Source organism: Hyphomonas johnsonii MHS-2 (genome assembly GCF_000685275.1).
GTDB classification, from domain to species: Bacteria; Pseudomonadota; Alphaproteobacteria; order Caulobacterales; family Hyphomonadaceae; genus Hyphomonas; species Hyphomonas johnsonii.
On the sequence record NZ_ARYK01000002.1, the window covers coordinates 170,128 to 183,628 of the forward strand.

11 protein-coding genes are annotated in these 13,501 nt (G+C 60.6%); 1 reads left to right on the forward strand and 10 read right to left on the reverse strand.

The window, feature by feature from the left end; translation table 11 throughout:
• Positions 1 to 105 precede the first annotated feature (105 nt).
• A complete protein-coding gene (ychF, locus tag HJO_RS05760) occupies positions 106 to 1,203 on the forward strand; it encodes a redox-regulated ATPase YchF (protein ID WP_035614858.1) in 1,098 nt (365 codons plus the stop codon).
• Between the two features lie 55 nt (positions 1,204 to 1,258).
• On the opposite strand, the gene HJO_RS05765 is transcribed toward ychF, so the two are convergent.
• From HJO_RS05765 to HJO_RS05810, 10 genes are all read right to left on the reverse strand, one after another.
• The gene (locus HJO_RS05765; protein ID WP_084141599.1) at positions 1,259 to 2,314 is read right to left on the reverse strand and encodes a serine hydrolase domain-containing protein; all 1,056 of its coding nucleotides are present in this window, start codon (positions 2,312 to 2,314) and stop codon (positions 1,259 to 1,261) included.
• 127 nt (positions 2,315 to 2,441) lie between these two features.
• Positions 2,442 to 5,339 (reverse strand): M16 family metallopeptidase, encoded by a 2,898-nt coding sequence (locus HJO_RS05770; protein ID WP_206741815.1) that lies wholly within the window; start codon positions 5,337 to 5,339, stop codon positions 2,442 to 2,444.
• 140 nt (positions 5,340 to 5,479) lie between these two features.
• A complete protein-coding gene (locus HJO_RS05775) occupies positions 5,480 to 6,655 on the reverse strand; it encodes a thiolase family protein (RefSeq protein WP_035614860.1) in 1,176 nt (391 codons plus the stop codon).
• A gap of 190 nt (positions 6,656 to 6,845) precedes the next feature.
• The gene (gene ybaK / locus HJO_RS05780) at positions 6,846 to 7,319 is read right to left on the reverse strand and encodes a Cys-tRNA(Pro) deacylase (RefSeq protein WP_035614862.1); all 474 of its coding nucleotides are present in this window, start codon (positions 7,317 to 7,319) and stop codon (positions 6,846 to 6,848) included.
• Between the two features lie 28 nt (positions 7,320 to 7,347).
• Entirely contained in the window at positions 7,348 to 8,721 is a 1,374-nt protein-coding gene (locus tag HJO_RS05785; protein ID WP_035614865.1) for a hypothetical protein, read from the reverse strand.
• Positions 8,722 to 8,731: 10 nt separating this feature from the next.
• Positions 8,732 to 9,163: a hypothetical protein gene (locus tag HJO_RS05790; RefSeq protein WP_035614868.1), complete on the reverse strand. Its 432-nt coding sequence runs from the start codon at positions 9,161 to 9,163 to the stop codon at positions 8,732 to 8,734.
• A gap of 128 nt (positions 9,164 to 9,291) precedes the next feature.
• Positions 9,292 to 9,783, reverse strand: a complete 492-nt coding sequence (locus HJO_RS05795; RefSeq protein WP_035614869.1) for a tellurite resistance TerB family protein — start codon at positions 9,781 to 9,783, stop codon at positions 9,292 to 9,294.
• A 62-nt stretch (positions 9,784 to 9,845) separates the two neighbouring features.
• Positions 9,846 to 10,469: a hypothetical protein gene (locus HJO_RS05800; protein WP_035614871.1), complete on the reverse strand. Its 624-nt coding sequence runs from the start codon at positions 10,467 to 10,469 to the stop codon at positions 9,846 to 9,848.
• 33 nt (positions 10,470 to 10,502) lie between these two features.
• Positions 10,503 to 12,587, reverse strand: a complete 2,085-nt coding sequence (locus tag HJO_RS05805; protein ID WP_035614873.1) for a hypothetical protein — start codon at positions 12,585 to 12,587, stop codon at positions 10,503 to 10,505.
• Positions 12,588 to 12,836: 249 nt separating this feature from the next.
• Entirely contained in the window at positions 12,837 to 13,445 is a 609-nt protein-coding gene (locus HJO_RS05810) for a hypothetical protein (RefSeq protein WP_035614877.1), read from the reverse strand.
• Positions 13,446 to 13,501: the final 56 nt, after the last annotated feature.

A 13,501-nucleotide genomic window follows, 5' to 3' on the forward strand; every position in this document is an offset into this window, starting at 1 on the left:
CGATCGTTGACCACCCGATTCCGCTGTCAGGCGACAATACTGCCTGTTTTTCACGGGAGAATAGCGCTATGGCCCCGCTCAGACAGTAATTGGAAGGAGGCCGGGATGGGCTTCAAATGCGGAATTGTCGGTTTGCCGAATGTGGGGAAATCCACGCTCTTCAACGCACTGACACAGACCGCTGCCGCGCAGGCAGCAAATTATCCATTTTGCACGATCGAACCGAATGTCGGCGAAGTCGCTGTGCCGGAACCCCGCCTCGCCGAACTCGCTAGGATTGCCGGGTCGAAGGATATCATTCCGGCTCGCATGAACTTCGTTGATATCGCCGGCCTGGTCGAGGGGGCGTCCAAGGGAGAAGGCCTTGGCAACCAGTTCCTTGCAAACATCCGCGAGACGGACGCCATCATCTATGTGCTTCGGTGCTTCGAAAATGACGACATCACGCACGTGAGTGGCAAGGTCGACCCGATTGCGGATTTCGAAGTGGTCGAAACCGAACTGATGCTGGCAGATCTTGAGAGCCTTGAACGGCGCAAGGCCGGTGTGATCAAGAAAGCCAATTCCGGTGACAAGGATGCGAAAGCGCAAGTTGCCCTGATCGACATCGCGCTCGCAGAATTGACCGAAGGCCGCCCAGCCCGGAAAGCCAACGTGGCAAAAGACGACCGGCGGGCCTGGAACATGCTCCAGCTGTTGACGTCAAAGCCAGTCCTGTTCGTCGCAAACGTCGACGAAGACCATGCCGCGACAGGGAATGCACATTCGGCGCGTGTCGAACAAAGAGCGCAGGAAGAAGGCGCTGGCTGCGTCGTATTCTCGGCGCAGATCGAAAGCGAACTCGCCCTCCTGGATGATGCGGACCGGGCCGAGTATCTCGAAACACTCGGCCTCGAAGAGCCGGGCCTCACGCGTCTGATCCACGCTGGCTACGACCTCCTGGAACTTCAGACCTATTTTACGGTAGGCCCCAAGGAGGCTCGCGCCTGGACGATCCGCCGTGGCTGGACTGCCCCGAAAGCTGCAGGCGTCATCCACGGCGACTTCGAGAAAGGGTTCATTCGCGCTGAAACGATCGCCTTCGAAGACTTCGTGGCGATGGGCGGGGAAAATGGTGCCAAGGAGGCCGGGAAGATGCGGGCTGAAGGCAAGGAATATGTGGTTCAGGACGGTGACGTGCTGCACTTCCGGTTCAACGTCTGACGCCAACCTCCCACCTGCGGACCGACCGATCAAGAGCGCCCCCTGCCCCGCCAGCTTATCCAGTTGGGCGGAAGCAGTCTGCCATGCGCGCCAGCCAGCGGCGAACCTCGTCGCCGCGTTCGTCCGACGAGTTTCCATGCCGGACAAGGATCAGGTCGAGTTCGGGAACCAGAACCGTGTATTGGCCCTGATAGCCGTTCGCTGAAAAGCTGCCGGGGCCACACATTCCGAGCCACCAGTGCGCCCCATATCCCAGTTCTTCGGTGGGAGGCGTCGCCGTCGGCGTCCTTGCATAGTCCGCCCAGCCTTGCGGGAGGATGCGCCCACCATTCCAGCAACCATCTCTCAGGTAGAGCAGGCCAAATCGGGCGAAATCACGGGCCGTGCAGTAGCAGAAGGACGATCCGATAAATGTGCCCTCGGCATCAAACTTCGGCTGAGCGGACGCAATGCCAATCGGTTCGAACAATTCCCGGAACATGAAGGCCCTGAAGTCCTCACCCGTCTTCCCAAGCGCGCGGGCGGCGCAGCGCGCCACGATGTTCGTAGTGCCGCTGGAATAGCTCCAGGCGGTGCCTGGCGCGTGCTCAAGCGGCAAGCTCGCCGCGAACCCGGCCACGTCCTCCTTGCCTGACGCGAACAGCATCTCGATGACGTCCGAATTACCCGCATCGACATAATCTTCAGCGAATTTCAGCCCACTCGACATGCGCAGCAGCTGGTCCAGCGTAATGTGGCGGCGGGGGTCGTCTTGGCCTTGCCATTCAGGCACATCCGCCGGTGCGTGGATATCTATCTTTCCTTCTCGAACAAGAATTCCGATCAGGGCGTGCGTGATGCTCTTGGCTTCCGACCAGGAGGGGAAGGTGTCCGCTGCGGTATAGTCACGCCAATAGCGTTCGATGACGATACGTCCGCCCTGGACGGCGAGAAATGCGTGGGTCTCTCCCATCGCATCCGGCGCGGGATCGGCGAAAGCGAGATCGAGCAAGTCATCGATCCGGTCGCGCGCAACGCCTGGTCCGGGTGTGCCATCCGGCCAACGCGTCGTGGGCCAGCCAACGCCGGCGGGCTGACTGGGCAGCGGTGGGAGATTTTCAGACTTCGCCATGTTTATCCTGACCAATCGGCAGTTCGGTTGCAGCAGAGACAAACAGACCGAATGCGCCCCGGAAAGGCAAGGACTGAATGGTGGATTGCGATCGCCGCCTGTGGCGGTGGCCGCAAAGCGAGCTGGATCAGTGTGTGCCTTCGGACGCCTGCTCCTGGATGACGTCGCCGTGGATATCCAGACGTGTCACATCCCCCCCAGCAAACGCCTTGACCGGCTCGATCTGCGTCGCACCGTCACCGACGACCACATAGGTCATGCTGGGTTCGCTCAGATAGTCGCCGATGATGCGCCTGTACTCTTCGAGTGGCATGGCCAGCAGTTCCCGCTGATCGTCCTCCACGAACGTCATGCTCCTTCCGAACTTGCTTATGGAATGCAGGATGCCAAGCTTTTCACTGAGGCTTTCGAACGCCAGCGTATTCTGCTTCACGATCTTCTGGCGTGTCAGCTCAACGGCGGCGTCGTCAAAGTCCGGCCCGTAATTGGTCAGGATGTCCCGGATGACGTCGAGCGACGCGCCCGTGGCGTTGGCGCGCACGCTGGTTGCGGCCCGGAAGGGTTGGGGCACCCTGCCCTCGCCAACACTCGAATAGGCGCCATAAGTGTAACCCTTTTCAATACGCAGGACCTGAGCCAGGTCGCCGCTGATTCCACCGCCCAGCTTCTCGTTTGCAAAGCTCAGCTTGTTGAAATCGGCGTCTGTGGCAGACACAGCCAACTGGCCGATGATCAGGACGCTCTGTTTGCTGCCGGGAACATCGATGAAGAAGGCCTTGCCCGCATTCACCTGCTCGGGAACCTCGAAGGATGGCAGCGACGTGGCATCCGGAGACAGGTTCGCGGCAATCCCGCTCAGGGCGCTCACGGCCCGGTCCCTGGAAATGTCACCGGCCACGTGCATCCGCACATTGGTTCCGAGCATCTTGCCGAAATAGGCCTTGAGGTCATCCAGTCCGATGTTCTGCACCGACTCGGTAGTACCTTCATCCGGTCTGCCTGACGGATGGTCCGGTCCATAGATCAATTTGCTGAAGGCAAGGCCTGCTATCACGCTCGGATTTGCCTCGCGCCCCTTGATCTCAGTCAAGGCCGCGGCCTTCTCACGCTCAAAGTCTGCCGAATCCCACCGTGGCTGGGTGAGCATCTCATTTATCAGCGCGACGGTCGGTTCGAAATTACGGGCAAGCGCGGTCGCACTGATAGTTACCTCGTCGGATGTTGCCGCCACCCTGATGCCCGACCCGAGCAACCCGATTGCTTGCTCGAGTTCGGCAGCCGTCCGTGTCGCGGTGCCCTCATTCATCAATCCGGCGACAAGGTTTGCGGTACCGCCTTTGCCATCCGGATCGAGCCACGCGCCCGCATCAAAGACGATGTCAAAGCTGACCAGCGGCAACTCGTCATTCTGGATGCCGAGAAGTGTGACATCATTTTCGAGTTCAGCCTGCCAGATGTCCGGCATCTTGATGAGCGGCAGGTCGCCAAAGGGAGGTTCAGATCGGTCGTACTTGCTCGGCGTCTTGTCATAAACCGCTTCGGCGCCCTGGCTGACCTCTTCACTCGCGACATCCGTCTTGACCTCTTCGATCCAGACTGTCGCAAGCGCCGCACCGTCCAGTGCCAGGTCTGCTTCGCCCTCCGGAACAAAGCTGGTCATGATGGACGGTTGGCCTTTGATATATTTCTCATAGACGGCCATGACGTCTTCCGCCGTGACTGCTCGCAGCAGATCGGCAGACTTGATCGCGAAGGCCGGGTCGCCGGCAAACTCGTTATCACTCGCAATCTGGTTTGCCTTGCCCAGCACGGTCGACAGGCCGGCGTACAAGGTCGTCTCCTGCTCGGCCTTGATCCGCTTGAGGTCTGTTTCGTCCACGCCGTCCTGTTCGAAAGTGACAAATGCCGCGTCTATCGCGGCCTTGACGTCATCGAGGTCTGTACCGGCATTCGCCCGCACCTGGAGAACGAACTCGCCCGCCAGTTCCATGCTGTTATTGTAGCTGGTGATATCGGGGGCCAGTTTCCGTTCATCGACAATTTCACGATACAGGGGCGAATTCTTGGTGCCGGCGATGAGACGCGCCAGAACGTTCAATGCCTGCTCATCGGCATTGTAGGCCTCGACGGTGGGAAAGGTGATACGCAGCTCCGGCAGTGTGGCGAAATTGTCTTCGAAAAAGAGCGACCTGTCTCCCTCGAGGGTCACCGGCATCGCCGTGCGTGATTCGACCTCCGGACCTTTCCGTATCTCACCGAACCATTGCTCGACGCTGGCCCTGGTCTGCGCAATGTCGATATCACCCACGATTGCCAGCGTGGCATTGCCGGCGCCGTAGTAGCGTTCGTAAAACGCCTTGAGGTCGTCGAGAGTCGCAGCCTGCAGGTCGGGCAGCTGGCCAATCACGGTCCAGTTATAGGGATGCCCTTCCGGGTACAGCGCCTTGCGGATTACTTCCTGCGTATAGCCGTAGGGGGCATTGTCGACGCGCTGGCGCTTTTCGTTCTTTACCACCTGCTTCTCGCGCTCAAGCGCTTCCTGCGTCACGGTATTGATCATGTAACCAAGCCGGTCGCTGTCGATCCAGAGTATCTTGTCGAACGCGTCTTTCGGCACGACCTCGTAATAGATCGTGCCGTCGCTCCATGTGCCGCCGTTTCGCTCTCCGCCCCAATCCGGAATGGCCTTGCGGTTCCAGCCGCGCGGCACGTTTTCGGAATCGTTGAACGCCATATGTTCGAAGAAATGAGCAAACCCGGTGCGCCCCGGTTCCTCCCGGTTGCTGCCAACGTGCACGACCGTCGAGAAGGCAACGATTGGATCGGAGCGATCAACGACCAGAACGACGTCCAGTCCGTTGTCCAGGGTGAATTTCTCGTAGTCGAGGGTTGGCGCACCTGCGGCCACCGCCGGTTCGGCTGGGGCGGCTTCGGCGGCGAGGGTATCGGATGGGGTGGGTGGGGTATTGGTACACGCGCCCATAAGAATGGCGGCACCAAGTGTTGCGATTGCGAACCGTTTCATGAACTCATCCCCCTCGCCCGCCAGGCAGAGCACGCCCGGCCTCAAGCACGTGTTTCGAGTTTAGCAGTTTGACGATCGATGTCACGGTTCGCCGCCGCGACGGCGATGACGGATCCGGCGGCGCACAGCACCTGCCGCACCTAGCGTTCGAGGTATGCCGCCGTGGCCATACCGCCAGCCGTACACACGCCGACGATTGCCTTGCCACCGCCGCGCCGACCGAGTTCCATCAAGGTGGATCCGACATAGCGCACGCCGCTCATGCCGTAGGGATGCCCAAGCGCGATTGCGCCGCCGTTGACGTTTGTTGTCTCCCAGGGAGTCTCGAGTTCGGCCTGATTGTAGAGCGTCGTGACAGCGTAAGCCTCGTGGAGTTCCCACAAGTCGATCGCGTCCATGGTGAGGGCATGGCGCTGCATCAATTTGCGGATAGCCGGAGCAATGGCGATGCTCATTTCCTCGGGCGCCACACCACTCAACTGCATGCCGCGAAACAGGCCGAGGATCGGCAGCCCGCGCTGCGCCGCCAGGTCTGCGTCCATCATTACCAGCGCGGCAGCGCCATCAGACAGTTGCGACGCGTTACCGGCCGTTGTGGTACCGCCCTCGTAGACCGGGGGCAATGACGCCAGCCCTTCGAGCGTGGTGCCGGGCCGCGGGCCTTCGTCCCGCTCAAGGGTGATTTCTTCAAGACGGGTTTGCTTCGTCTCCTTGTCGGTCACGCTTTTCATTGTCGTGATCGGGACAATTTCCTCGGCAAATTTGCCTGCCAGGGACGCCGCCTCGACCCGCTGCTGACTGCCGACGACGTAGGCGTCCTGCGCTTCCCGGGTGATTCCGTATTTCTGCGACACGAAATCGGCTGTCTGGTTCATCGTCCACCAGACCGCCGGCATTTTCAGCTGCAGCGGCTCGTAGAAGAACCCGTTGAAGTTCATGTTGAACTGGACAAGGCTGATGCTTTCCACACCACCCGCAATTCCGGCCTGAATTTCTCCGGTGGCTATCCTGCTGGCGATCATCGACGCGGCGGTGATACCCGAGCCGCAATACCGGTTGATCGTGACACCCGGCACACCCACGCCGAGGCCGGCGGCAAGCGCAGCATTGCGGGCGACATTGTGCCCCGTCGCACCTTCCGGTAGGCCGCAGCCGAGCACCACGTCCTCTATCTCGCCGGCATCAACCTGCGCCCGTTCCAGCGCGTGAGTCAGGACATGCGCTGCCAGCGGGATACCGTGGGTCTGGTTGAGCGCGCCGCGTTTGGCTTTTGCAATCGCTGTACGACAATACCCGATGACGGCGACGTCCTTCATGCCATTCTCCACTGATGATCCGCGCCAGCCTGGCGCGATTGTGTACCCGGAAAAGCCAGTCTTCCAGCGATGCCGGCCGTAATTGCCGGATCCCGCATGGGATTGAGATGATAACGTATCCGGCAAAGTGCAAGATCGCCATCAAGGTCACATTTGCGTTTGCCCCATACAGGTGGCTGAGCAGAAATGCTCAGGCAACCAGCGGTGCAGCGACTGCGTTCAGGACCGAAACAGCGTCAGCCGGGTCCAGCCGGACCTGCAGCCCGCGTTGGCCGCCATTGATGTAGACCAGATCATGCTCCAGGGCCTGCATCTCGATCACGGTCTGAATGGCGCGTTTCTGGCCAAAGGGGCTGATGCCACCAACCTTGTAGCCGGTTATCCGTTCGGCATCTGCGGGGGTCATCATCTGCGCCGCCTTGCTGCCAAGCGCCGCTGCCAGCCGCTTCATCGAGACTTCGTGATCCGACGGAATGATTGCACAGGCGGGCTTGCCGTCAACCAGCACCATAAGGGTCTTGAGGACGCGATCAGGCGCCGCGCCAAGCGCTTCAGCAGCCTGCATCCCGATCCGCTCGGCAGTGGGATCGTAGGCATAGGTGTGAACGCTGAAGGCAACACCTGCCTTCGCGAGCAGTTGGGTGGCGCGTGTGACTTTCGACATGGCCCTGTCTCAACACAGCAAGATCAGGCTATTTGCAATCGACTTCGACATTGTCGTGCTCGACTGAAATCATCTCACGCCCGCTCTCATAGATTTCCGGGATCATAAGGGCCTTCAGTTCGCAAATGTTGAATTGCTCGGGCGAAAACATGGAGACATTCCGGCGCGCCTGGCGGGCAACCTCTACCTCTCCCACTTTTTCAGCGGACAGGGCCCGGACAAGTTCGTTCCATGCAAACAGTCCGGTCTTTTCAATCTTCTGGGCATGGTCAAACGCGCCCTGGAAGTCCTGATCGCGCAGGTAGGTGAAACTCTTGTTCTCGCCTGACCCACTCTGCTGGTTTTCCGTTTCACCCAGCTTGACCCGCAACGCAATCGCCTGATCAAGGCAGGCGCGAGTCAGCTTCATCAGGGCGGACCCCTCGCCGGTCTCGCGTACTTCGCACACCCGTTCGGCCAGCGCGCGCGCCGCGTCCACATCCGCATCCGCCGGCAAGTCGGCGGTCGTGATCAGCACAGTTCCCAGGCCGTGAAAGGCGTTCATCTGCAGGGTCTGCTCCGAGCGATCGGGCGTATCGTCGGTTTCCGGATCGACCTTGTTCAGGGCCAGCGAATAGTCATTCAATGCGTCGCGTGTCCGGCCCATCTTGCGGTTGCATTGGGCGCGCCAGTAGAGCGGCTGGAGCCCCAGTTCGGCATCGTCGCCGATCTTGCCCACCAGGTCGCTGACTTTCTGGCAGGCTTCCACGCTGTAGCTCGAGCGCGTCGACGCCGCGTCGATGAAGCTGATCCAGGCAAGGCCGGTCTGCGCCAACTGTCGCAAGTCCGGGTCAGCCGACGCGGATACGAAGGCCTCTTGTGCTGCCTGCAGCGATGCCGGAAGGCCCACGGACTTGTCCTGAATCGCGCTGCCGCTGCGGTCCCAGGCGAGCAGTCCGGCGGTGCCTTTGACGAGCTGGCCTTGCGGATCGGTCCCGGCCTTCTTCGCCCTGGCTTCGATCAGGTGTTCATCTGCCAGTGAATGGCGGCCGCGTTGCAGATAGGCGACAACCACCGGAAGAACCTCCGCTGACGTCTCCCGTCCCGCTGCCGTTGTGTAGATCTGGCGGATTTCCTCGTATGCCCGCCGGATATCGAGGTCCTGCCCGGCAGCCCGGTTCTTCTGCTGGTCAATATCCCGGCGCATCTTGAACGCGGCCTTCTCCAGCCGGACTGAATCTTCGGTCAGGGTCCTGGATTTTACCGACAGGTCCTCGGCGACGACATAATAATAGTAACCCAATGCCGCAGACATCGCGACGACGAGCACGAGCGTCGTGATCCCGACGACCAGTATGCGCCGCAAACCACGCTGTTCTCGCGAGACGAGCTCGATCAGTTGCCGTTCGGCTGAATCCGACATGGTGCTTTTCCTAAGCTAGTACTGAACCGACCATGTCCAGGAGAAGGCTGCGCTTTTTCTTGCTCGCGCATTGGAGTTCGCGGACGAACCCTTCGAACAACTGGTATTTCCGGGCCTGCGCTGCATAAAGCGACCGGTCTATCGAATTGATGCAATTGTGGGCGGCGCACCAGCTCGCAAAAAAGCCGATCATCGCCGCCGAGAGGGGCGCCAGAACCTGAAGGATCATCGGCGATGCCTTTTCACCGCCGCTGCTGACGCTGGAAATGAACGAGAACCCGATCACTCCCATTGCGCCAACGAGCAGCAGGAAGCTGAACACGAACATGCCGAAACAGATCGACCGGATGTGGCAATGCCCCTTGCGCTCGTTCTCCAGGATCGTAGCGAGAACCTGAAGGTCCTCCTGAGCTGAATTGTCGATGGCAGAGTTCGAATTCATCTTCCTTCACCCAATCGGATCGAAACACAATTGCCCTTACCGGTTCGCAGGAGGCGGCAGGAATGCCCGCAATCCCCTCCTGCACAATATCGCTACCCTGTTTCGGCCTGTTCTGTTCGACGCCTCCGTCAGTACCGGTTCTTCAGCATCACAACCGTCAGCACCTGCTTGGCCTTGTCGGCATCCAGGCGAAGCATTGACGTGATGCGATTGAGGAAATCGGCTTCGGACTGGCGCAGTTCGCCATCAGCCAGAACAATATCCACGCAATGCGCGAAGACGGACAGCCGCATGTCAACGGGAATCGAGCTGCAGGCTTCTGCCAGCCCGTTTGGACGGGAGTGAAGCCGCTCGTTCACGGTCGCGTTGACCTTGGCCAGTTCGGACTGGTCGAGCCTTTTCATGGTACGGGACCGCATGACCAGCGCCGCGATTTCCTGCTTTTCCTCGGCTGCGAGCTCGCCATCGGCGAATGCGGCCGACAGGATCAGGCACATGTAGGCTTCGGGAATGTTCCAGTCAGTGTTCGACTGGAAGTCACGGGCAATCTCATCCAGGTCGAGCGGTGTCGTGGCCTTCTCGGTCGTCGTGGGAGTGAAGATGATTTGTACATCGCTCATATTCGTATTTCCTGATTGTTGCGATTCGGTCATTGCTCGAATGATCCTTCCTGCTTGTTCTGCTAAGGCCGTGGCGTGCCCGAAATCGTGCCTGTTGTCGGCTTGGGCGGGAGCGGGCGATTGCCAATCACCTTCACCTTGTGTGCCTTGAGGCCATCGACATGTTTCTGGAGAATTTCAATCGCCTGATCGTCCCACGTGTCGGGGATAGTGCGAAGGCTGACCGGAATCGCCGGGCCGCCCTTGCGCTGGCCCGCAAGCAGGTCGTTGATCTCGGTTGTGAGGGCCGCGCTTTCTGACACCAGACGCCCGATATCCTTGTCAAACATGGACTGGCTGTCGGTCACGGTCGTGACTTCAACCTTGAGGGCGTCGCGCTCGGTCGTGAGCGCGGCGATCTGTGCGTTCAGGCCAGCGATCTCGCCGGCAGTGTCATCGGTCTTCATGCCTTCGATCTGCTGGCGCATCTCTTCGACCTGGCCGGAACTCTGGTAGACCATGTAGCCAAGCCCTGCACACGGCACGAGCATGAAAAGGAAGATGATCGCGGGCAGGACGGACCCACCCCGTTTTTGTGAATACTGCGCATCAATGACGGGTGGCTGTGGTGGGGAAAAGAGCGTCCGTTCCTCGAATACTGTCGGCATACTGCCGTGCGAGAGACCTTCTGATTTGACGATTTCCATTTTTGTTAACTCCTGAAAAAAAGATGCCTACCGCTAGCACGGCCCCAGCTGGAAGAATTTGAACTGCTTCTCCGCCTCGCCGATCTCTTCCGGTGTCAGCGGAAGGTTCAGCGATGCGCCATTGCACGCGATAGATTTGCCGCGACCGTATTCCAGCAGCGTCGTCATCGGCATGGAATCGTCGGCGCCAGGCCATTCGCTCTTGAAGACCTCGGGCTTTGCTGGCGGCACGGCCTGAGGCACGAGGCGAAGGCCCTGGATGAACGCAGTCTGCGCCTCGTCACGCAAGCCGTTGCGCTGGGACATCGGAGCCGTCTGCGCAACCCGCAGGAAGTACATGCCGAGCAGGAGCTGGCCGTCCGACCCGCCGATTCCCGAACACCAGCTGGCGGTTGCGGGTTTGTCCCGCGTCACCTTGAATGTCGTGATGTACGCAAGGCAGGCGGCCTTCTTGTAGCGGACTTCGCCACCATTCAGCGAGAACGCCTTCTGCGCATAATCCACGCCACTGTCCGATGTCTGGGCCGTCGTGACCGAGAGTTTCGCGGCCTCAACCCGGCTGAGCTGATAGAAGGCTTCAGCGCGCGTTGCTTCCTGGCCTGCGGACGGCGGGCCGTTGTCTCCGCCAGTCGCCAGGATCACGTCGTGGAATGCCTTGTAGGCGGCCCCGTAATTCGCCGGCGGCTTGAGGTAGAGCTTGCCGATTTCGATCGATGCATCGTTCATTGATGGCTGCGCGGCACGTGCGGCTTCGAGCAGGCTGAGTTTGACGCTGTGGTTCAGCGAGCCCTTCTGCAGGCGGTAGATGGCCAGGATCGCTTCAGCGATGTTGCGTCTGTCGGTGCCAGCGGAAACCATGTTCAGCTTCTGCTGGAACTGCGATGCGACGGGCAATTGCCATCCGGCGGCAATCCACTCCGGATAGGCCAGCTTTTGCCCGACATAGTTCCGGTAGGCGTCGCTGGCCTGTGCCGGTTGCGATCCTTCCAGTGCCTTGGCGAGCGCCAGTTGCGCTTCGGCATTTCCGCCACCCGCGCTTGCCGCCATCCCGTAAGCATCAATCGACGCTTGCGAGTACAGGACGACATTCGGATCGTTGGGATTGAGCTTGGCCAGTTCGGCCGACGCGATTCCGAGTGATTCACCGAGCCCCACATAGACCCCGGACAGATCCGCGCCGGATGCCTGTGTCTTGGCAGAATCGAAGGCACTTCTTGCCGACAGGCAGTTCGGCACGCGCTGGGCAGGCGTGGAAGCCGTATCGCGGCAAAGCTTCATGTAAGTGTCGCCAAGGCCCTTGTTTGCACGCCAGCTGGACGGTTTGGCTGCCAGGGCAATGCCATAATAGCGGATCGCCTGGTTGAGGGACGTGCCGCCAAGCGCGAGGTTCTCGTCAGCAGCCTTGAGCGCCAGGCGCTCCAGTGCTGCGGCTGCATCCGCCTTGCGTTCGCTGCGCTGGCTGTCGAGAACCTTGCGGAAATTGTCGAGCGCGCTGTCGAGGTCGGCAGGGTTGCCACGGCTGGCGAACAACGTTCCCCGCCGGTAGTAGAATTCGTTGTAGCGCCCGCCGTCCGACGTATTCGCCGAAGCAAAGGGGGCGACGATATCCGCATTGGCCAAGCGGTCGATCGCCTTGTTCAGGCAGGCATCGCTGGTCGCGCAAACGGGCGTTGCGCGGAATGGCGTGGTGGTGGCGAGGCCTTCCAGCGCCGTTGCATTGTCGAGCGCCCGGTCAAAACGGAATTCCACGCGCGGCGCTTTCTGCCATCTCTTCCAGTCCCGGTTCTTGCTGAACCCCAGCGTCGCCTTGTTGTTGCTGAGAAGATCCGCATCGGGAAGTTGCCGGAATGATGCCTCGATCAGTTGCGCGGCGGCGGCATAATCAGCGGTCGAACCGGAGGGGCGGAGATAGGCTCGTGCTGCATTGTACGCTGCGATTCCGGCCTTGTAGACCTGGACGCTGCGACTGTCCGCAGTTTCCTTGCACGCCGTACTGATCTGCGTTGCAGGCGCACCGAGATCAATGCAACTCTTGGGCGCATCGGCAAAGGCTGCGGGCGCCGCAAGCGCCGACGTCAGTCCCGTGATGGCTATGATCGTCCTGATTCGTCCCAACATTTGTCCGCAACCGACCATGTGAGCCCCCCTCTACTGGTTAATGTCGCTTTAACCATAATGGCCGAGTGGCCCACAAGGTCAATGGCAAAGTCGGGGTCGGTTATAGACCTTTGAAGAATTGCACCAATTTCCGTCCGCACGGGACATGACGCGGAAGGAACGCAGGCGCGCCCGGCGATACCTAGCGCTGCACACCTGCCCGGACCCCGCTTTCAGTGTCCGGCAAAACTGTCTGATTGAGTGGGGGATTCAGCTGGTATTGTCCCAGCTTTCGAGGGCGGCGGCGAGCATGCCGGGCAAGGCAGTGGCGACAATGCCGAGCTCGGGCCGCAGGCGATAGGTGCCGACCATCGGCAGTGCGCAGGGCCGGGGATCGCCGCGCCTTTTCTGGCGCTCAAGGCTGCGCGCGAGGCGCCTGGCATGCACTTCGGGCGCTGCAAGCACCCTGTAGAGGGACGAGACCCGGTCGAGGAAAGGCGCGGCAGGAACAGGCCCACAGGCACGGACAGTGCACGGAAAATGCACGGACGCATCCGGATCGAACGCAGCCTGCAATCTCGCCGAAAGCGCGAAGCGCCGCGGCGCCGGGAAGCTGATGAGTTCAACGCCGTCCGGCAGCGGCGTGGACACGGCCCGTGCGCGGGGGTGCACCGGTGCCAGTTGCAGGGCCAGCGCCATCAGGGTCAGCAACCGTCGCACGATGATCTCGAGTTGGACAAGGCGCGCCATGGCCCGCCGCTTCAGGCTGCGCGTCAGCGTCTGCGGCTTCAGGTGGATATTGGTCATGCCGATAATGTTCGTCAGCGCGAGGCGCGCTTCGGAAAGGCCATGCGTGATGAAATCGCTGCTGCCGGTCATGCAGGCAGTATGGCATGGGCGGCATAGGGGTCGGATGAGGGTGGGGAGAGAGTGAG

Bases quoted from the DNA above. Each gene is read 5' to 3' on its own strand.
- HJO_RS05790 (WP_035614868.1), bottom strand. From the start codon at position 9,163: ATGAATTCGAACTCTGCCATCGACAATTCAGCTCAGGAGGACCTTCAG.
- HJO_RS05805 (WP_035614873.1), bottom strand. From the start codon at position 12,587: ATGTTGGGACGAATCAGGACGATCATAGCCATCACGGGACTGACGTCG.
- HJO_RS05800 (WP_035614871.1), bottom strand. From the start codon at position 10,469: ATGGAAATCGTCAAATCAGAAGGTCTCTCGCACGGCAGTATGCCGACA.
- HJO_RS05765 (WP_084141599.1), bottom strand. From the start codon at position 2,314: ATGGCGAAGTCTGAAAATCTCCCACCGCTGCCCAGTCAGCCCGCCGGC.
- ybaK (WP_035614862.1), bottom strand. From the start codon at position 7,319: ATGTCGAAAGTCACACGCGCCACCCAACTGCTCGCGAAGGCAGGTGTT.
- HJO_RS05775 (WP_035614860.1), bottom strand. From the start codon at position 6,655: ATGAAGGACGTCGCCGTCATCGGGTATTGTCGTACAGCGATTGCAAAA.
- ychF (WP_035614858.1), top strand. From the start codon at position 106: ATGGGCTTCAAATGCGGAATTGTCGGTTTGCCGAATGTGGGGAAATCC.
- HJO_RS05795 (WP_035614869.1), bottom strand. From the start codon at position 9,783: ATGAGCGATGTACAAATCATCTTCACTCCCACGACGACCGAGAAGGCC.
- HJO_RS05770 (WP_206741815.1), bottom strand. From the start codon at position 5,339: ATGAAACGGTTCGCAATCGCAACACTTGGTGCCGCCATTCTTATGGGC.
- HJO_RS05810 (WP_035614877.1), bottom strand. From the start codon at position 13,445: ATGACCGGCAGCAGCGATTTCATCACGCATGGCCTTTCCGAAGCGCGC.
- HJO_RS05785 (WP_035614865.1), bottom strand. From the start codon at position 8,721: ATGTCGGATTCAGCCGAACGGCAACTGATCGAGCTCGTCTCGCGAGAA.